The organism is Kocuria sp. WN036 (genome assembly GCF_002287015.1).
GTDB lineage: Bacteria > Actinomycetota > Actinomycetes > Actinomycetales > Micrococcaceae > Kocuria > Kocuria rosea.
The window spans coordinates 177,410-195,559 of record NZ_NSKF01000002.1; the positions used below are offsets into that span (position 1 = coordinate 177,410).

General features: G+C 73.5%; 14 protein-coding genes. 9 read left to right on the forward strand and 5 right to left on the reverse strand.

Annotated features, from left to right (window positions below):
- The first annotated feature begins 113 nt into the window (after positions 1–113).
- The 5 genes from dnaB (at position 114) to CK505_RS02260 (ending at position 7,145) form a co-directional block, all read left to right on the forward strand.
- Positions 114–2,714, forward strand: a complete 2,601-nt coding sequence (gene dnaB / locus CK505_RS02240; RefSeq protein WP_095650151.1) for a replicative DNA helicase — start codon at positions 114–116, stop codon at positions 2,712–2,714.
- A gap of 172 nt (positions 2,715–2,886) precedes the next feature.
- Positions 2,887–3,819, forward strand: a complete 933-nt coding sequence (locus CK505_RS02245) for an alpha/beta fold hydrolase (protein ID WP_095650061.1) — start codon at positions 2,887–2,889, stop codon at positions 3,817–3,819.
- Complete coding sequence (locus CK505_RS02250; protein ID WP_095650062.1) at positions 3,812–4,759, forward strand: helix-turn-helix transcriptional regulator; 948 nt, start codon at positions 3,812–3,814, stop codon at positions 4,757–4,759. The genes CK505_RS02245 and CK505_RS02250 overlap by 8 nt, the downstream gene beginning before the upstream one ends.
- A 46-nt stretch (positions 4,760–4,805) precedes the next feature.
- Entirely contained in the window at positions 4,806–5,843 is a 1,038-nt protein-coding gene (locus CK505_RS02255; protein ID WP_095650063.1) for an alcohol dehydrogenase catalytic domain-containing protein, read from the forward strand.
- 555 nt (positions 5,844–6,398) lie between these two features.
- Positions 6,399–7,145 (forward strand): gamma-glutamyl-gamma-aminobutyrate hydrolase family protein, encoded by a 747-nt coding sequence (locus tag CK505_RS02260; RefSeq protein WP_095650064.1) that lies wholly within the window; start codon positions 6,399–6,401, stop codon positions 7,143–7,145.
- A 118-nt stretch (positions 7,146–7,263) separates the two neighbouring features.
- Here CK505_RS02260 and CK505_RS02265 read toward each other — a convergent pair whose 3' ends face one another.
- Positions 7,264–7,983: an alpha/beta hydrolase gene (locus tag CK505_RS02265; RefSeq protein ID WP_095650065.1), complete on the reverse strand. Its 720-nt coding sequence runs from the start codon at positions 7,981–7,983 to the stop codon at positions 7,264–7,266.
- A 207-nt stretch (positions 7,984–8,190) separates the two neighbouring features.
- Between CK505_RS02265 and CK505_RS02270 the strand changes: the two genes are divergently transcribed.
- A complete protein-coding gene (locus CK505_RS02270) occupies positions 8,191–9,300 on the forward strand; it encodes a DUF808 domain-containing protein (RefSeq protein ID WP_095650066.1) in 1,110 nt (369 codons plus the stop codon).
- Positions 9,301–9,321: 21 nt separating this feature from the next.
- Here CK505_RS02270 and CK505_RS02275 read toward each other — a convergent pair whose 3' ends face one another.
- Both CK505_RS02275 and CK505_RS02280 read right to left on the reverse strand, forming a co-directional pair.
- A complete protein-coding gene (locus CK505_RS02275) occupies positions 9,322–11,310 on the reverse strand; it encodes a VWA domain-containing protein (RefSeq protein WP_095650067.1) in 1,989 nt (662 codons plus the stop codon).
- A 70-nt stretch (positions 11,311–11,380) separates the two neighbouring features.
- Positions 11,381–12,796, reverse strand: a complete 1,416-nt coding sequence (locus tag CK505_RS02280; RefSeq protein WP_035924417.1) for a sigma 54-interacting transcriptional regulator — start codon at positions 12,794–12,796, stop codon at positions 11,381–11,383.
- A 130-nt stretch (positions 12,797–12,926) separates the two neighbouring features.
- Here CK505_RS02280 and CK505_RS02285 point away from each other — a divergent pair, with 130 nt between their 5' ends.
- Positions 12,927–13,571 (forward strand): MSMEG_4193 family putative phosphomutase, encoded by a 645-nt coding sequence (locus CK505_RS02285; RefSeq protein WP_017835026.1) that lies wholly within the window; start codon positions 12,927–12,929, stop codon positions 13,569–13,571.
- 10 nt (positions 13,572–13,581) lie between these two features.
- On the forward strand, positions 13,582–14,277 hold the full coding sequence (locus tag CK505_RS02290; RefSeq protein WP_095650068.1) for an SCO1664 family protein: 696 nt from the start codon (positions 13,582–13,584) through the stop codon (positions 14,275–14,277).
- Here CK505_RS02290 and CK505_RS02295 read toward each other — a convergent pair.
- Both CK505_RS02295 and CK505_RS02300 read right to left on the reverse strand, forming a co-directional pair.
- The gene (locus CK505_RS02295; protein WP_095650069.1) at positions 14,274–15,248 is read right to left on the reverse strand and encodes an AraC family transcriptional regulator; all 975 of its coding nucleotides are present in this window, start codon (positions 15,246–15,248) and stop codon (positions 14,274–14,276) included. The genes CK505_RS02290 and CK505_RS02295 overlap by 4 nt on opposite strands.
- A gap of 5 nt (positions 15,249–15,253) precedes the next feature.
- A complete protein-coding gene (locus CK505_RS02300) occupies positions 15,254–16,213 on the reverse strand; it encodes a helix-turn-helix domain-containing protein (RefSeq protein WP_095650070.1) in 960 nt (319 codons plus the stop codon).
- A gap of 231 nt (positions 16,214–16,444) precedes the next feature.
- Between CK505_RS02300 and CK505_RS02305 the strand changes: the two genes are divergently transcribed.
- Positions 16,445–18,133: an ABC-F family ATP-binding cassette domain-containing protein gene (locus CK505_RS02305; protein WP_095650071.1), complete on the forward strand. Its 1,689-nt coding sequence runs from the start codon at positions 16,445–16,447 to the stop codon at positions 18,131–18,133.
- The last annotated feature ends 17 nt before the right edge of the window (positions 18,134–18,150 follow it).

An 18,150-nucleotide genomic window follows, 5' to 3' on the forward strand; every position in this document is an offset into this window, starting at 1 on the left:
GGTGTCCGCGGTCGGTGCGAGAATGGAGGGGCTGCCCGGAAGATCGGGGCGGCGTCGTCGTGTGCGCGCTCCGCTGTCCGCGGGGTGCGCGGGGAGAGGTGGACCAGGTGTCGATGGTGTCGGAGCGCTCGTCCGGGAGCGACCGGGAGTACGGCCGGACCCCGCCGCAGGACAACGTCGCGGAGCAGTCCGTGCTCGGCGGGATGATGCTGTCCAAGGACGCGATCGCGGACGTGGTGGAGGTCCTGCGCGGCGTCGACTTCTACAAGCCCGCCCACGAGTCCATCTACGAGGCCGTGATCTCCCTGTACGGGCGCGGCGAGCCCGCGGACGCCATCACCGTGGCGGACGAGCTGACCAAGCGCGGCGAGATCGAGCGCGTCGGCGGTCCCGCGTACCTGCACACCCTCATCTCCTCCGTGCCCACCGCGGCCAACGCGGGCTTCTACGCCGAGATCGTGCGCGAGCGCGGCGTGCTGCGCCGGCTCGTGGAGGCCGGCACCAAGATCGTGCAGCTCGGCTACAGCTCCGACGGCGAGGTCGACGACATCGTCAACGCCGCCCAGGCCGAGATCTACCAGGTGGCCGAGCGCCGCTCCTCCGAGGACTACACGGTGCTCAAGGAGGTCATCGAGTCCACGGTCGACGAGATCGAGGCCGCCGGCTCCCGGGGCGAGGGCATGCGCGGCGTGCCCACCGGCTTCATCGAGCTCGACGAGCTGACCCAGGGCTTCCAGGGCGGTCAGATGATCGTCATCGCGGCGAGGCCGGCCATGGGCAAGGCGCTCGCGCTGGACACTGCGATTCCCACTCCCACGGGGTGGACCACCATGGGCGAGGTCCAGGTGGGGGACGAAGTTATCGCCGCGGACGGCACGCCGTCCCGTGTGGTCGCGGCCACCGAGGTCATGACCGAACGTCCCTGCTACCGCGTGAGCTTCGACGACGGCTCCGAGATCGTCGCCGACGAGCAGCACCAGTGGCTGACCGATACACGCTCGTCCCGGAGATCGGCCCAGGCCGCAATCGCCAATTACGGCCGGGCGAAGAACCAGCAGACCTTTGCCGCGATCCGGACGACGGCTGACATTCGTTCGACATTGCGATGCACCACCAAGGAAGCCAGGCTCAACCACAGCGTAAGGAACGTCACGGCATTGCAGTTGGCTCCACAGGAGTTGGCTGTTGGGCCGTACACGCTCGGCGCGTGGCTCGGTGACGGTCACTCGAGGGCGGCACGTATCACCAGCGCCGATGAGGAGATCCTCATGCGTGTCTCTGCGGAGGGGTACGAGCTTCATCCTGTTGCAGGGATAACTCATGCCATCGGCCTTCCTCCGGAAGAGCGGGTTCTGCATGGTCGGTGCGAAATCTGCGATCAGCCCTTCACTCACACGGACAGGAACGTCCGAACGTGCTCCAAGACTTGCGGCGGCAAGCTCAGGGGCGAGCTGGCGACCAAGGTGCGAGCCACGTGCATTGACTGCGGTGGTACCTGTACCGGAGGTCTGCGGTGCATGGTCTGTCACCAGGAAAAGGCATCTTTCCAAGGCCGCCTGCGTGCTCTGGGCGTGCTCGGCGACAAGCACATCCCCATGTCGTACCTGCGAGCCAGTGAAACTCAGCGCCGAGAACTGCTTGCTGGATTGTTGGACACCGACGGGACCGTGACCAATGCAGGATGCGTACAGTTCGCGGTGACAAACCGACGGCTGGCACAGGACGTGCGTGAACTGGTCCATTCACTGGGGTACCGATCAGGTTGGGCCGAGAAGAGAGTCAATGGGCGAAGCGAGGCCTCATCCACCGCCTATCTTCTGACGTTCTCGACGTCCGATCAGGTGTTCGGCCTGAGTCGTAAACAAATCATGCACAAGGAGCGAGACGCGCGGGCTACGCCGAAACGCTCTCAGCGCTTCATCACCTCGGTCGAGCCGATCGACTCCGTGCCGGTGCGGTGCATCGAGATCGACCATCCCTCGCACCTGTATCTGGCCGGCCGGACGTTCATCCCCACGCACAACTCGACGCTGGCCCTCGACGTCGCGCGGTCCGCGGCGATCAAGCACAACCAGACCACGGTGATCTTCTCCCTCGAGATGAGCCGCAACGAGATCGCCATGCGCCTGCTCTCCGCCGAGGCCACGCTGAACATGCAGGACCTGCGCAAGGGCCGGCTGCAGGACGAGCAGTGGGCCAAGATCGCCACCACGATGGGCAAGATGGACTCCGCTCCGCTGTTCATCGACGACTCCCCGAACATGTCCCTCATGGAGATCCGGGCGAAGTGCCGCCGGCTCAAGCAGAAGCACGATCTCAAGCTCGTGGTGCTCGACTACCTCCAGCTCATGAGCTCCGGCAAGAAGGTCGAATCCCGCCAGCAGGAGGTCTCAGAGTTCTCCCGTGCTCTGAAGCTGCTGGCCAAGGAGCTCGAGGTCCCGGTCATCGCGCTGTCGCAGCTGAACCGTGGCTCCGAGCAGCGCCAGGACAAGAAGCCGATGGTGTCTGATCTTCGTGAAAGTGGATCCATCGAGCAGGACGCGGACATGGTGATCCTGCTGCACCGCGACGACGTCTACGACAAGGAGTCGCCGCGTGCCGGTGAGGCCGACGTGATCGTGGCGAAGCACCGCAACGGTCCCACCAAGACGATCGTGGTGGCGTTCCAGGGCCACTACTCCCGGTTCGCGAACATGGCGCACGAGGGGCTCTGACCCGCACACAGGCCGAGGAGTGCTCCCGGCTGCTCGCCTCGGGGTGCCCGCGGAGCGGCGCGGCCGTGCTGCTCCGCGGGATCGGTCCCCAACGATCGCCCAACGGACGTTGTCGGGGCTGCCGGCTGGGGGGACCATAGTGGTGTCGGATCTCGGAGACGAGGAGCCTGCCATGCCGAGCATCCACGTCGAGCACTGGGGCGCCGGTCCGCCCGTGCTGCTGGTCCACGGCAGTGTCACCGGCGGGGCGATGACCTGGGACGCCCAGCGCCCCCTGGCCCAGCACTGGCATCTGATCGTGGTGGACCGGCGCGGCTACTTCCCCAACCCGCCGGCCGAGGTCGAGGACTTCGAGGTCGACGCCGGGGACGTCGCCGAGCTGCTCACCGAGCCCATGCACCTGGTCGGGCACTCCTACGGCGGCGTCGTGGCCCTGCTGGCGGCGGCTCAGCGCCCCGGGATGGTCCGGTCCCTGACCGTCAACGAACCGCCGGCCTTTGGCCTGCTGCCCGATGACCCGATCGTGCGCGACTACGCCCGGGGGCTGCGGGAGCTGTGGGACCAGGGCCCGGCCGACCCCACCGCGTTCCTGCACGCGTTCATCGGCTACGTCGGCAGCGCCGTCACCCCGCCGAACCCGCTGCCGCCCGCGCTGCTGCAGAACGCGCAGATCCTCCGGCACGAACGCCTCACCGACGAGGCCCGGATCCCGCTGGGCGCCCTGCGGGAGTCGCCTTTCCGAAGCTGGTCGTCTCCGGCGGTCACAGCCCGGTCTTCGACGCCGTCTGCGACGTCCTCGAGCGCGAGCTCGAGGCCCAGCGGGCCGTTGTGCCCGGTGCCGGCCACAGCGTTCAGCGCACCGGGGCGCCCTACAACGAGGTGCTCCACCGCTTCCTGGCCGCAGCGCGCTGACGCGAGAAGCAGGCATCCCGGAGGCCGGCTCCTCGTCGCCGTCCGGGGCGAACTGGGCGGCATGGGCGAGCGGGTCGTCGAAGTGTCGGGTCACAATGGTGCGGGCCCTCCGGCAGATCTGGAGAATGGTCCTTCGGAGCAGAGCCCCCGTGGGGTGGGCCCTGGGCGGGAGGCGGTGCTGACTCATGGGTGAGATGTTCCGCCACGAGCTCACGATCCTGGATCCCGAGGTGCTGCCCGCGCTCGGCGAGCGGACCGGCATGCGCTTCGGCTACAGCTCCACCGATCCGGGGTTCTCCTACCGGTTGTCGAGGGCCGGGGACGGCCAGGTCGCCCTGTCGACGGTGCACGTGGGCGGAACGATGTCCCTGTGGGGGGACACCGAGGTCTTCACGGTGGCCCACGTGCGAGGGGTCCGGTACGACTGGCAGATCCGTGCGGAGATCGGCGCCGCGGCTGCGGGCTCATCGGTGCTGTTCCGCCCCGAACACCCGTCCCTGGTGGTGGCGCAGGACGTCGACGTGACCATGGCGCACCTGCCGGTGGACCTGGTGCAGGCCACGGCCGACACCGTCTACGGCCACGAGACCCCGGTGGACTTCAGCTCGTCCGCCCCGGTCAGCGCCCGGCTCGGCGAGTACTGGGCGGGCCTCGTGCGCCGTGGTGCCGACATGCTGGGGTCGACGTTCTTCGAGGAGCCCATGGTGCGCGCCGATCTGACCCGCCACCTGGCCGTGGGCCTGCTGGAGTGCTTCCCGCTGCTCGGGGACCGGGAGGCGCGGTACCTGTCCATGGAGGCCCAGTCCCGCCGCTACCGGATCGCGGCACAGTTCTTCGACGACCACGCCTCGGACCCGATCACCGTGGAGGACGCCGCCCGCGCCGCCCGGACGACCACGAAGGTCCTGGTGCGGGCGTTCCGGGCCAACCATCCCCTGGGACTGACCCCGGCCCAGTACCTGCGCCGGACGCGGATGGACGCCGCCCACCGGGACCTGCAGGACGGCGACCCGGCTCGCGGGGACACCGTGAAGGGGATCGCCGCCCGGTGGGGCTTCCCCCATGCGGGACGCTTCGCGCAGTACTACCGGCAGGTCTACGGGACGACACCGAGCCGCACCCTGGACCGCTGACCGCTGACCGCCGACCGGTGCCGCACGGGCGTGGGAGAGTGGGGGCATGCGCGCAGTGGTGATCGATGCTGTCCGGGGCCGGCCGGAGGTCCGTGACGTCGCCGAGCCCACGGCACCGCCCGACGGGGTGGTCGTCCGCGTGGAGGCCACGGGCCTGTGCCGCAGCGACTGGCACGCCTGGGCCGGGCACGACGAGATCGCGCTGCCCCACGTCCCCGGGCACGAGCTGGCCGGGGTGGTCGTCGCGGTGGGGGCGGGCGTGCGCCGCTGGAGCACCGGGGACCGGGTGACCGTCCCTTTCGTCTGCGGCTGCGGCCGGTGCGAGTGGTGCCGTTCCGGCAACGCGCAGGTCTGCCCCGATCAGCAGCAGCCGGGGTTCACCCACTGGGGGTCCTTCGCCGAGTATGTCGCCCTGCACGGGGCCGACACGAACCTCGTGGCCGTCCCCGAGCACGTCGACCTCGCCACCGCGGCCGCGCTGGGGTGCCGGTTCGCCACGGCGTACCGGGCCCTGGCCGACCGGGCGCGCCTCGCCGAGGGGGAGTGGGTCACCGTGGTCGGAGTCGGCGGGGTGGGGCTCAGCGCGGTGATGATCGCCCGGGCACTGGGCGGACGCGTGATCGCGGTCGACCGCAACCCGGAGGCGCTCGCCCTCGCCCGTGAGCTCGGCGCGGAGCACACGCTGCGCGCGGACGGGCGCGACGTCCCCGCGGCGGTCGCCGCCCTCACCGGCGGGGGCGGCCACGTCGCCGTCGACGCCGTGGGCAGCGAGCAGACCTGCGCCGACGCGGTCCTCAGCCTGCGCCGGCGGGGCCGGCACGTCCAGATCGGCCTGCTGCCGCCGGTCGAGGGCCATCCGCGCGTGCCGATGGCGCGGGTCATCGGCTGGGAGCTGGACCTGCTCGGCAGCCACGGCATGGCCGCGGCCGACTATCCGGCCATGATGGCGCTCATCGAGCAGGGCGCACTGCATCTCCAGAAGCTCATCGAGCGCACCATCGGGCTCGACGAGGCGGCGGCGCTGCTGCCGGTGTTCGACACCGCGACGGTCGCCGGCATGACGATGATCGATCCCGCGCTGTAGACCCGCTCGGAGGCGGCGTGCGGGCGTCCCGCCCGGCCCGAGGGAACGCCCCGGCGCGGATCCCGGGGCGCACGGGCGCGAGCGGACCGACCCCGGCGCCGGGGACCGCCCGCCGCTGCCCGGGCCCCGCCCCCGCATCCCGACAGCCGATTTTCGTGGATCGTGAAGAATCGGCAATGTTCTTCCGGAAAAGAGGGGTGCACCCCCTTCCGCCTCGGGCAGAGTGATCTGCACCACTCGGGGGACGCGAACTTCCCCGGTGCATCGTGTGAAGGGCGACCGCCGTTCACCCCGGTGTCCGCCGCTCCCATCCCGGTCGGCTCCACCGCCACCGTCCAGCTCCGCAACAACTCACCAGGTGCCCCCGAAAACGCTTCGGGCCTGAACTCCTCCCTCCGGCCGGCCCGCCGGCGCCGCGTGCGCCCGCCACCCGGCTCGGAGCGAGGACCTCATGATCGAACAGGAGATGACAGCATGAACCGACAGGCCGTTCATCTGAATGCGCACGAGGTGACTCCCGTAGGACTGTGGAGCCTCCGTGCCAAAGCGCCCACCGTGGCGACCGTGGTGTCGCTGAACTTCCCGGGCCTCACCCCGCAGACCCGGGACCTGATGCGCCGCCGCACCCGTACCGCGCTGCAGTGCCTGGTCAACACCGGCGCCCGGCCGATCCTGGTCGACTCCAGTGCCCGGGAGCTGCCCGACCCCGCCGTCACCGCCTCCGCGGACGCGGTGCTGGTGCTCGGAGGAGGGGACGTCGACCCTGCCCTCTACGGGGCGGGCGGGCCCGTGCCGAACGGGTACGGGGTCGACCGGCGCGCCGATCTCTACACCGTGGACCTCCTCGTGCAGAGCCTCGACCGCGACGCCCCGCTGCTGGCGATCGGACGGGGGGCCCAGCTGCTCAACCTGGCCTGCGGGGGAACTCTCGTCCCCGATCTCGGCACCGGCCACGGACACCGCGGTGCGCCGGGGGACCCGGTGTGCCCCGAGGAGGAGGTCGCCCTGGAGCCCGGGAGCAGGCTGGCCGCCGTCTTCGGCGCCCGGCGGCTCACCGTCCGGTCGGACCACCACCAGGCCATGGGGGTCGTGGCCCCCGAGCTGCGCGTCACCGCCGTGGCCGAGGACGGCGTGGTCGAGGCGACGGAGCACCTGGACCGCACCTGGGCCGTCGGGGTGCAGTGGCACCCGGAGGACTCCCACGGCTCGGCTGCGGACCGGAGGCGGCTGTTCTCCGCGTTCGTGGAGCAGGCCGGGTCCGGGCGGCGCCGCGTCCCCAGGTCGCGCGTGCTGGCCGCGTGAGCCGGTCCGTCTTCCGGTCCGCGCCGCGGAGCGCCGCGCCGCGGCGCGGACCGGAGGGGCGGCGGCCGGACCCCGGGCGGGCGGGCCTGCTCGAGGGTGCGTCGGCGGCCGACAGGCCTCACCGGGCGGCGGGCGGCGTGACGTCCTCCACCAGGCCGGCCAGCCACGCGGCGCACAGCGCCGGCCAGGCCGCGGGCGCACCGGTGCCGCCGGCCAGCCCGAGACCGTGCGGTCCGCGGGGAAAGACGTGGAGGGCGTGGGGCACGCCCCGGCGCGCCAGCGCCTGGGCCAGCAGGTAGGAGTGCTGCACCGGCACGGACGCGTCGTCGGCGGTGTGCCACACGAAGAAGGGCGGCGCGTCCCGGGTCACCAGCCGGTCGAGGGACGTGGCCGCCCGCACCTCGGCGGCGGGCCCCGGGCCCAGGAGCTCCTCCTGCGACCCCCGGTGCGTGTCGAGCTGCATGGACACCACCGGGTAGCCCAGGACCACGGCGTCGACCCGCTCGGGGCCCGAGACCGGCGCGGTGAGCGCGGCGTGCCCGGCCAGGTGTCCGCCGGCGGAGAAGCCCAGCAGGACGACCCGCCCGGCCCCGGCCGCCCTGACCCGGCGCACCTCGGCGCGCACCGCGTCCACGGGGGCGGGGTGCCTGGCGTGCACGGGATAGCGGAGGACGCCGGCGGAGAGGCCGAGGCCGCGGAGCCACTCGGCCACGGGCTCGCCCTCGTGGTCCGCGTGCCGGGCGTACCCGCCGCCGGGGAGTACGACGACGTGCGGAGCGGGCGACGGCGCGGGCGGTCGCGCCCCCGCCGGTCCGGCGGCAGGGTGAACGGGGTCCATGCGGGGTGCCTCCTGGTCGGTGCTACCTGGTCGGGGGTGGACGGTCCGGCGCCGGGTGCACAGCACCGGCTCCGCGGAACGGCAGGACATCGGTGCCCGTTCGTCCCGCGCGGGAGCATCCGGGCGTCCGAGGCCCTACTCTGTCATCATGCTGATCACCACCGCGGCTCCGCCCGCCCCTGTTGAGACCGCGCCGGAGGCCCTCCGATGAGCGGCGGTCTGATGGCCCTGCTGGACGACGTCGCCGCCCTGGCCCGCGTCACCGCCGCCTCCGTGGACGACATCGGCGCGGCGGCGGGCCGGGCGAGCATGAAGGCCGCCGGCGTCGTCGTCGACGACACCGCCGTGACCCCGCAGTACGTCCAGGACGTCTCCCCGGCCCGCGAGCTGCCCATCATCTGGCGCATCACCAAGGGCTCGCTGCGCAACAAGCTCATCTTCATCCTCCCGGTCATCCTGCTGCTGAGCCAGTTCGCGCCGTGGCTGCTCACCCCGATCCTCATGCTCGGCGGCAGCTACCTGTGCTTCGAGGGGGCCGAGAAGATCTGGTCGAAGATCTCGGGCCACGGGGCCAAGACCAAGACCCCCGTGGTCGAGAAGGGCAAGGACGCGGAGGACACGATGGTCGGGGGCGCGGTGCGCACCGACCTGATCCTCTCGGCCGAGATCATGGTCATCTCCCTCAACGAGGTGGCCGGCGAGCCCCTGCTCTCGCGGGCGGCCATCCTGGTGGTCGTGGCCATCGGCATCACCGTCCTGGTCTACGGGGTGGTGGCGCTGATCATCCGGATGGACGACTTCGGCCTGCACCTGGCCGGACGGTCCTCCCCGACCACGCAGAAGATCGGCCACGGCCTGGTCAAGGGCATGCCCGGGCTGCTCACGGTCATCTCGGTCGTGGGCACCGCCGCCATGATCTGGGTGGGCGGGCACATCGTCCTCGTCGGCCTCGACGACCTGGGCTGGCACGCCCCGTACGAGGCCGTCCACCACGTGGAGGTGCTCGTGCACGACGCCGTCCCCGGCGGTCTCGGCGCGGCGCTCGCCTGGCTCACGAACACCTTCTTCTCCGCCGTCCTGGGCCTGGCCTGGGGTGCCGTCCTGGTGCTGGTCTGGGAGCTGCTGCCCTTCGGCAAGGGCGAGCACGAGGCCGAGCACGCCGCCCACGGCGCCCACGAGGCGCAGGACGAGCACCACGGGAAGCACTCCTCAGCGGCGTCCTCCGCGGCGGCGTCCTCGGGGGAGGAGGGCGCGGGACCGTCCGGCCCGTCCGACCCCACCCCGCCGGCCGACGGGGGCTCCACCGCGGCCCGCTGACCGGGCTCGCCGGGAGTCCGCTCAGAGATCGTCGGGGTCCCCGGCGCGGGCGTTGAGGTACTCGTCCAGGACGGCGGAGCCCAGATCCCCCGGGTCCGGCGCCACCACGCGCCCGTCGATCCGCTCGGCCATCCGCCGCAGGAACCGCTCCAGCCCCGGGTCGTCGCCGAGCCGGAAGAACGTCGCCTGGGCCCCCATGCGTCCCAGCCGGTCGAGCTCCTCGACCGTGGCGCGCAGGGTCTCCGGCTCCGTGGGCCAGGAGAACCAGCTCTCGCCGTCGGGCAGCAGGTGCGCCGTGGGCTCCCCGTCGGTGACCACGAGCAGGACGGGCTGCATCGAGGGGTGCTTGCGGAAGAACCGCGTGGCGAGCAGCAGGGCGTGGTGCAGGTTGGTGCCCTGCTCCCGCACCGGCGGCAGCCCCGTGAGCTCGTCGACCGGCAGGGCGCGGGCGTAGCGGCCGAACGCGACGATCTGCAGCTGGTCCCCCCGGAACCGGGTGGAGACGAGGTGGTGGAGCGCGAGCGCCGTGCGCTTCATGGGCACCCAGCGCCCCTCGGCGGCCATGGAGAACGAGGTGTCCACGAGGAGGACGACGGCGGCCTGCGTGCGCGCCTCGGTCTCGGCGACCTCGATGTCGCGGACGTCGAGGCGCAGCCCGCGCCGGACGTCGCCGCCCTCGGCGGCGGTGCGCCGGATCGCGTTGGTGATGGTGCGGGTGGTGTCCCACGGCTCGGCGTCCCCGAACTGCCACTCCCGGGTGGCGCCGGAGGGCTCGCCGGCCGCACCGGCGAGGCGGGTGTCGCGCTGACCGGTCCGGGAGGACAGGTTCTGCGCGGCGTCCCGCATCAGCGCCTTCCCGATCCGGCGCACGGCGCGGGGCGAGAGCCGCAGGTCCCCGTCGGCGCCGCGCTGCAGGTAGCCGCTGTCCCGCATCGCCCGCTCCAGCTCGGCCAGGGTCCGGGCCGAGACCGCGGCGTCCTCGCCCAGCTGCCGTGCGAGCGCGTCGAGGTCCATGTCGTCCAGGTTGGCGCCCCGGTGGTGCTGCGCCAGCTGCTCGGCGAGGGAGTCGAGCTCGGCGATGTCCTGGAGCACGCCCGTCCCGTCGCCGAGGCCCAGGCCGTCCTGGCCCTCGAAGCCCTCCGACCCGCCCCAGTCCTCGCCGGGGCGCAGCCCCTGCAGGTTGGCGTCGAGCCGGCCGAGCTGGTCCATCAGCTCGGGGGAGCCGAACGCCTGGGCGGAGAGCTGCATCAGCTCCTGGCGCTGCTCGGGGGACATGGAGTTCAGCATCCGCTGGGCCGCCGCCGCGCGCTGGGCCAGGGCGTCGATCAGCTCGTCGACCGACTGCGGGTTCTCGGGGAAGTGCTCCCCGTGCTTCGCCATGAAGTCCTGGAAGTCCTCCTCGGTGTCCTCGCCCCGCCCGTGCTTCTCGAGCAGCTCGTTGAGGTCCCGGAGCATCTCGGCCACGGCCTCCCGGTCGGCGTCCGTGGCGTTCTCCAGGGCCTGCTTCATCCCGGCGAAGCGCTGGTCCAGCAGCTCGCGGCCGAGGAGGTCCTTGATCTGCTCGTAGGCCTCCCGGGCGGACTCGGACTGCCAGTCGTAGGACGCGAGCTCGCTGACGGCGGCGGCCGTGGAGCTCGGCAGGCCGTCGAGCTGCATCTCCCGGAAGGAGCGGTCCATCGGGTCCATCCGGGCGTCCCGCAGGAACTGCTCGCGCTCCAGACGCAGCGCCTTGTCCAGCAGCTTCTTCGCCTCCTCGAGCGTGCCGCCCAGGCCGTGGCGCTTCAGCAGCTCGCGCCGGCGCTGCTGCAGGCGCCGGGACAGGTCGTCCAGGCCGTCGCGGCCGCGGCCGCCCCGCCGGAGGAACTCGCGCAGCGCGTGCTCCGGCGAGTACCCGGCCATGACGTCCTCGGAGACGGCCTCGAGCGCCTCGGAGAGGTCCACCGGCGGGGCCAGCGGATCGGGTCCTCCGGTGTACCGGCCGTACCTCGAGGACCGGTGGTGTGCGGGCATGACGCCCCCTCTGTGTCTTCTCTGTGTCCCGGTGCGGAACCCGGTGCGGGTCCTGGTGCCGGCCGTGCGGTCAGCCGTAGACGGTGCCGGCCTCGTCGGCGTCCTTGGAGATCTTCTGGGCGAGGTAGAGCCCCTCCAGCGCCAGCTCGATCGCGCTGGCGCGCTGGCCCGGCGTGCTCGCGCCGAGGCGTGCGGCGATCTCGTCGTAGGCGGTCGCGGCCCCGTCGTCGTCGGAGGCCGTCAGCTCGGGCAGCCCGGCGAGGAAGTCCTGGGCGGAGACGTCGTCGCCGGTGGACACGGTCGTGCGGCCGTCGAAGGCCTCCACGACCGGGCCGAGGTCGAGACCGCGGAAGCGGCCGCGGACGGTCTCGGCGGTGGCCCGGCGGAGCAGGTGGTCGAGGATCGCGCGCTCGCGGCCCTCCTCGCCGGACTCGAACTCGATCTTGCCGGCCAGGACGTCGGTGGCCGTCTCCATGTCCACCATCCGCGCGACCGCCTCCGCCTCGCCGCGGATCGTGGCGCGGCGCAGCGCCGCGGCCGCGACCGTCTCCGCGCCGGCGATGGCGAAGCGCGCCGACACCCCCGAGCGCTGGTCCACCGCGGAGGACTCCCGCAGCAGGCGGGTGAACCGGGCCAGGGTCTCCAGGATCGTGTCCGGGACCTCGGCGATCAGCTCGGCCTCCTGGCGGATCACGGCGATCTCGTCCTCCAGCTCGAGCGGGTAGTGGGTGCGGATCTCGGCGCCGAACCGGTCCTTGAGCGGCGTGATGATCCGGCCTCGGTTCGTGTAGTCCTCGGGGTTGGCCGTGGCCACCACGAGGACGTCCAGCGGCAGCCGCAGGACGTAGCCGCGGATCTGGATGTCCCGCTCCTCCATCACGTTGAGCATGGCCACCTGGATGCGCTCGGCGAGGTCGGGCAGTTCGTTGATCGCCACGATCCCGCGGTGCGAGCGGGGCACGAGCCCGTAGTGGATGGTCTCCGGGTCCCCGAGCCGCCGGCCCTCGGCCACGCGCATCGGGTCCACGTCCCCGATGAGGTCCGCCACGGACGTGTCCGGGGTGGCGAGCTTCTCGACGTAGCGCTCCGACCGGTGCCGCCAGACCACGGGCAGCTCGTCGCCCTCGAGCAGGATCCGGCGCCGCGACGCCTCGGTCAGCGGCTCCAGGGGGTGCTCGTTGAGCTCCGACCCCTCGATGGCGGGGGACCACTCGTCGAGCAGGCCGGCGAGGGTGCGCAGCAGGCGGGTCTTGCCCTGGCCGCGCTCGCCCAGCAGCACCACGTCGTGGCCGGCGAGCAGGGCCCGCTCGAGCTGCGGCAGGACCGTGCGCCCGAGCCCGTGCAGGCCCGGCCAGGGGTCACCGCCCTCGGCCAGCGTGCGCAGGAGGTTCTCGCGGATCTCCTCGCGCAGCGTCCGGTGGGTCACGCCGGCGGCGCGCAGCTCGCCGAGCGTGCGAATGTCAGGGTGATCGGTGCGATCAGTCACAGCGCCAACCTAACCCCGGCGTCAAGAGGGCGCCCCCGGGCCGGGGCCGGCGTCGTCGCAGGCGGCGCCCGACGACGACGGGCGCGGGGCCCCTGTGGCCCCGGGGCCCCCGCCAGTACGCTGGTGCATCATGGTCACTCGCAAGGCACCACGGAGCACCCTCGTCCTGCTCGTGCGGCACGGGGAGACCCCCACCACGGGCAAGGTCCTGCCGGGGCGGGCCCCCGGCCTGCACCTCTCCGAGCGCGGCCGGGCCCAGGCGGACCGGGTGGCGGAGCGGCTCGCGGGCGTGCGCGTCGACGCCGTGTACACCTCACCGCTCGAGCGCACGCGCGAGACCGCGGCGCCGACCGCGGCCCGGACCGGCCGGGAGGCCGTCGTGGAGCCGGGACTGCTCGAGTGCGACTTCGGGGAGTGGACGGGCGAGGAGCTCTCCCGCCTCTCCCGGCTCAAGGCGTGGTCGACCGTCCAGCGGGCGCCCTCGACCTTCCGCTTCCCCGGCGGCGAGAGCTTCCCCGAGATGCAGGCGCGCACCGTGGGCGCCGTGGACCGGGTGCGCGCCGCCCACGAGGGCGGGGTGGTGGTCTGCTTCTCGCACGCCGACCCCATCAAGGCGGCCCTCGCCCACGCCCTGGGCACGCACCTGGACCTGTTCCAGCGGATCGTGGTCAGCCCGTGCTCCGTCTCGGCGATCTCGTACGCGCCGGGGCAGGCGCCGGCCGTGCTCACCGTGAACTCCACGGACCAGCCGCTGGCCGGCCTGAGGGTGTCGTGAGCGGACGCTGATGGGCGAGCTCGTGCTCCTGACGGAGGGCCGGTTGGAGCTCCTCGGACTGATCCGGGAGAGCAGCAACTCGGCGCTGCTCGTCGAGGTCACGCTCGAGGAGGAGACGGCCTGGGGGATCTACAAGCCGCTCGAGGGCGAGCGGCCGCTGCTCGACTTCCGCCCCGGCCTGCACCGGCGGGAGCGCGCCGCGTACGTGCTGAGCGAGTTCCTCGGCTGGGGCATCGTCCCGCCCACCGTCCTGCGCCAGGACGGCCCGTTCGGCACGGGGTCCCTGCAGCGGTTCGTGGAGCACGACCCCCGGCAGCACTACTTCACCCTCTACGACACCGCCCCCGACACCCACGACGCCCTGCGCCGGATCGCGCTGTTCGACCTCGTGGCCAACAACGCCGACCGCAAGGGCGGCCACGTGCTGCGGGGCGCCGACGGCCGGATCTGGGGGATCGACCACGGTCTGTGCTTCGCGGCGGCGTTCAAGCTGCGGACCGTCGTCTGGGACTTCTCCGGCGAGCCCGTGCCCCAGGACCTGCTCCGGGACATCGCCCCGCTGGCCGACGACGTCCCCGCCGAGCTCGCCGAGCTCCTCGACGCCGAGGAGGTGGCCGCGCTGCGGCGGCGGGTGCGCCGGCTCCTCGACGAGGCGGTCCTGCCGGTCGACGTCACCGGCCGCCGGATCCCCTGGCCGCTGCTCTAACGGCGCAGGGTGGCGGCCGGGTTCTCGCCGTAGGCCTGCCGGTGGCGGCGCGCGAAGTCGCCGGGGTGGTTCATGCCCCAGCGCCGGGCGATGCCGCGCACGGTGTCACCCCGGGCCGGGTCGCCCTGCACCAGGTCGTCGTGGGCGGCCACCAGCCGCAGCTCGCGCAGATAGGCCCCCGGCGTGGTCCCGGCGTGGGAGCGGAAGGCCCGGACGAGCTCCACGGTGCTCACCCCCGCGTGGTGGGCGACGTCCTCGACCGTGATCGGCGAGGACGCGGCGGCGTGCAGGAACTCGACCGCGTCCCGGTAGGCCGCCTGCTGCCCGGCGGCCGACGCGCGCCGGGCCACGGGCTCCCCGGCGAAGGCGAACGCCTCCAGGGTCGCCACCGACATCCGCCGCCGCAGATCCGCGCGCAGCAGGGGGAGGGAGGCGACCTCGGGGTCGGCCAGGACCTGCTGCGCGAACGCGAAGGTGCTCCTCCAGTGCCTCTCCCGGGCGGGGGAGTGCGGGCGCGGTCCGTGGAAGGCGACCTCGAGGGTCTCGTCCCCGTGGACCGTCCGGGCGGTCTCCCGCAGCGTGGACCGGTCGATGGTGACCGAGTCGACCAGCAGCTGGTCCACCTCGCCGCAGTACTCCTGGCCCGGCTGCAGCAGGAACACCCCGAGCCCGCTGCCCCGCCGGCCGTCGATGCTCCAGTCGACGCCCCCGGCGCGGGGCACGACGACCGAGAACATGTCGTCGAGCACCATCCGGCCGGCGATGCTGCCGCGGAAGGTGAGCCGGCCCAGTTGGAGGTCGGCGTCGCCCAGCACGTCCTGGCGGTACAGGAAGGACGACTCGTCGGTGATCGTGCCCATGCGCGCACTGGTGTAGATCTGCTGCAGCGCCTCGTTCGCCACCTCCGGGTCGGTGGTCGCCATGTGCAGGCGGATCGGCGTCCCCGGCGCCCGCTCCGTCTCCTGGGGCATCCCGGTCAGCTCCGCAGGGTGGTGGCGGGGGCCTGGCCGTGCCGGTCCCGGTAGGCGGCGGCGAAGCGGCCGCGGTGGCCGAAGCCCCAGCGCGCGGCCACCGCCTCCACGGTCGAGCCGGTCGTGGGGTCGGCGGCCAGCAGCTCCCGGTGGACGGCGTCGAGCCGGGCGTCGCGCAGGTAGGCCATCGGGGTGGTGTCCAGCTCCCGGCGGAAGGCCGCCTGGAGACCGCGCACGCTCATCCGGGCGGCGGCGGCGATGTCGGCCGGTCCGACGTCCGCGGCCACGTGCTCCTCGATGAAGGCCACCGCCCGCCGCACTCCGGCCGGAGCCGGGCGGGTCTGCCCGGTGGCCGTCCCGCTGCGGTCCAGGAAGCTCCCGGGAAAGGTGTGCAGCAGGACGGTGGCGAGGGAGCGGGCGGCCTCGGAGCGGATCAGGGGGCTGCTCATCGCCCGGGAGTCGGGCAGGAGGTCGCGGGCGAAGTGGGAGACCGTCCCGCGCCAGTACTGGGTCATGGCCGGCGACACCGGGCGGGTCCCCGTGAACTCCAGCCGGAAGCCCTCGTTCCCCAGCAGCCGCCGGGCGTGGTCCTCCACCGCGGCAGGGTCCAGGGACACGGTGGTCGCCTCGAGGTCGTCCCACCCGCTGGTGAAGGTGCGCTGCGGGAACAGGAAGGGCCCGGTGCGGGGGAAGCGGTCGCCGGCGCTGGTGGCGCTCAGCACGCCCGCCGTCACGTGGCACACCCGCAGCACGCCGGCGCCGTCCGTGCGGCCGGTGCACGAGGAGCCCTTCAGCCGGACGCGCTCGTAGGCGACGAAGTCGATCCCGGTCGAGGCCAGGGTCATGTCGAAACTGCCGTCCGGGGAGCGGCGCACGCCCCGGATGGCGAAGACCTCGTCGAGCACTGCGATGCCCTCGGCCGGGTCGCGGGTGCTGAACACGGCCCGCTGCACCTGGGAGTCCATGGTCCGCAGGCTACGCCCGACCGCCGAGGGAGTCGACCGCGGACCGCCGGCGGTCCGCCGGGACCCTTGCCCGCGGCGCCCGCCCGGGCGTACCTTGGTGGGCATGTTCCTGTCCTGATGCCCCGGCCCGCGTCCGCGGCCGGCACCGTCGATCCGAGCCCAGAGGGCTCCGCGCATCCGGTGCCGCACTCGCCCGGCGGGCCCGACCCCCAGCATCGACAGGACCGCACCGTGACCACCACCGCCCCCTCGGCGGCGACCGCCGCCCCGCACCGCCCCGCCCACCTGCGCCTGGACGGCATCGGTGTCAGCCACCCCGGCCGCCGGGTCCTCACCGACGTGTCCCTGACCGTCGCCGCCGGTGAGCGCACCGGCCTGATCGGGGAGAACGGCGCCGGCAAGACCACCCTGCTGCACGTGGCGGCCGGGCTCCTGGTGCCGGGCACGGGCACCGTGCACCGGCCGGAGCGCACCGGACTGCTGCACCAGGAGCTCGACCTCCCCGCCGCCACCACCCTGGAGCAGGTCGTCGAGCGAGCCGTCCGGGAGGTCCGCGCCCTGGAGCACCGGCTGGCAGCGCTCGCCGCCGGCATCGCCGCGGCGCCCGACGACCCCGCGACGGCGGACGCCTACGACACCGTGCTCCGGGACGCCGAGCGCCACGGGCTGTGGGCCCTCGAGGCCCGCATCGAGACGGTCCTGAGCGGACTCGGACTGGCCCGGCTGCCGAGGAGCCGGGCGGTCGGGGAGCTGTCCGGCGGGCAGCGGCGCCGCCTCGCGCTCGCGGCGCTGCTGCTCGCCCGGCCCACGGCGCTGCTGCTCGACGAGCCGACGAACCACCTCGACGACGACGCCGTCGACTTCCTCGCGGCCGAGCTGGCCGGCTGGCGTGGCCCGGTGCTCCTGGCCAGCCACGACCGGTGGTTCCTGGACGAGGTGGCCACCGGGGTGGTCGACCTCGACCCAGCCCTGGGCCCCGACGAGTCCGCCGGCGGCCCGCCCCGGCAGGGCACGGCGTCCACGGGCGGCTACAGCTCCTACCTCCGGCAGCGGGAGCTCGCCCGCCGCCGCTGGGCCGAGCGCTTCGCCGCCCAGGGGCAGGAGCGGGAGCGGCTGCGGGAGATCGCCGAGGTCTCCGGCCGGGAGATCTTCCACACCACGGCCCCGAAGTCCGAGGGCCGGATCACCCGGAAGTTCTACAGCGACCGCGCCGCCAAGACCATCGGCGGCCGGGTGCGCTCGGCCCGCCACCGGCTGGCCGAGCTCGAGCGCACCGCGGTCGGCGCCCCGCCGGCACCCCTGCGCTTCGCGGGCTTCCACCGGGGCGCGGACACCGGGGCCGACGCCGACGTCCCGCTGGTCCGGCTCACCGGGGCACATGTGGACGGGCGACTGGCGCCGACCGATCTCGAGCTGCGCGCCGGGGACCGGCTGCTGGTCGAGGGCCCGAACGGCACCGGGAAGTCGACGCTGCTCGCCGTGCTGGCGGGGGAGCTGGGCGCCGACGGCGGGACCGTGGAGCGGCAGGGCCCCGTCGTCGTCGGCCGCCTGGCCCAGGACGACTCCTGGCCGGACCTGGCGTGCCCGGCCGAGGCGGCCTTCCGCTCCCGGCTGCGGGACGGCAGCGGCGCCCCGACGCTGGAGGAGCTCGGTCTCCTGCGCGCCGGCGACGCCTGCCGCCCCCTCGGGGAGCTCTCCCCCGGGCAGCGCCGGCGGGTGGCGCTCGCGGCCCTGGTCGCGGAGCCCGCTCCGCTGCTGCTCCTGGACGAGCCCACCAACCACCTGTCGCTGGCCCTGGCCGAGGAGCTCGAACGGGCCCTGGAGGACTTCCCGGGCACGGTGGTGCTGGCCACGCACGACCGGTGGGTCCGGCGGCGCTGGCGGGGCCGGGTGCTCCGGGTGCGGTCCGGGACGGACTGATCGCCCGGACCCGCCGC

What these genes read in the sequence shown, in the direction of transcription:
- CK505_RS02270 (WP_095650066.1), top strand. Translation starts at nt 8,191, where the DNA reads ATGAGCGGCGGTCTGATGGCCCTGCTGGACGACGTCGCCGCCCTGGCC.
- CK505_RS02300 (WP_095650070.1), bottom strand. Translation starts at nt 16,213, where the DNA reads ATGGACTCCCAGGTGCAGCGGGCCGTGTTCAGCACCCGCGACCCGGCC.
- CK505_RS02265 (WP_095650065.1), bottom strand. Translation starts at nt 7,983, where the DNA reads ATGGACCCCGTTCACCCTGCCGCCGGACCGGCGGGGGCGCGACCGCCC.
- CK505_RS02290 (WP_095650068.1), top strand. Translation starts at nt 13,582, where the DNA reads ATGGGCGAGCTCGTGCTCCTGACGGAGGGCCGGTTGGAGCTCCTCGGA.
- CK505_RS02275 (WP_095650067.1), bottom strand. Translation starts at nt 11,310, where the DNA reads ATGCCCGCACACCACCGGTCCTCGAGGTACGGCCGGTACACCGGAGGA.
- dnaB (WP_095650151.1), top strand. Translation starts at nt 114, where the DNA reads ATGGTGTCGGAGCGCTCGTCCGGGAGCGACCGGGAGTACGGCCGGACC.
- CK505_RS02245 (WP_095650061.1), top strand. Translation starts at nt 2,887, where the DNA reads ATGCCGAGCATCCACGTCGAGCACTGGGGCGCCGGTCCGCCCGTGCTG.
- CK505_RS02255 (WP_095650063.1), top strand. Translation starts at nt 4,806, where the DNA reads ATGCGCGCAGTGGTGATCGATGCTGTCCGGGGCCGGCCGGAGGTCCGT.
- CK505_RS02285 (WP_017835026.1), top strand. Translation starts at nt 12,927, where the DNA reads ATGGTCACTCGCAAGGCACCACGGAGCACCCTCGTCCTGCTCGTGCGG.
- CK505_RS02250 (WP_095650062.1), top strand. Translation starts at nt 3,812, where the DNA reads ATGGGTGAGATGTTCCGCCACGAGCTCACGATCCTGGATCCCGAGGTG.
- CK505_RS02295 (WP_095650069.1), bottom strand. Translation starts at nt 15,248, where the DNA reads ATGCCCCAGGAGACGGAGCGGGCGCCGGGGACGCCGATCCGCCTGCAC.